The organism is Bradyrhizobium sp. CCH5-F6 (assembly GCF_001556045.1).
In the GTDB taxonomy this organism is placed as follows: domain Bacteria; phylum Pseudomonadota; class Alphaproteobacteria; order Rhizobiales; family Xanthobacteraceae; genus Bradyrhizobium.
Genome location: NZ_LSIC01000069.1, coordinates 1 through 286, shown reverse-complemented (window position 1 = coordinate 286; position 286 = coordinate 1). Strand labels below are relative to the sequence as shown.

The window sequence follows — 286 nt, the reverse complement described above, 5'->3', positions numbered from 1 at the left end:
TCCTCCTCGATGGAGGAGATGGCTTCGAACGTGAAGCAGAACGCCGACAACGCCAGCCAGACCGAGAAGATCGCCGCGCAGTCGGCCAAGGATGCGGAAGCCTCCGGCGCAGCCGTCGGCCGCGCCGTCAACGCGATGCAGACCATCGCCGAGAAGATCACGATCGTGCAGGAGATCGCGCGCCAGACCGACCTGCTCGCGCTCAACGCGGCGGTGGAAGCCGCGCGCGCGGGCGAGCACGGCAAGGGCTTTGCGGTCGTCGCCTCCGAGGTGCGCAAGCTCGCCG

At 68.9% G+C, this 286-nt stretch carries 1 protein-coding gene; it reads left to right on the top strand.

All coding sequences use genetic code 11. The annotated features are described in order from the left end of the window. Positions 1 to 286: methyl-accepting chemotaxis protein (locus tag AX729_RS41115; protein WP_245325142.1), on the top strand; the 286-nt coding region annotated here is incomplete at both ends.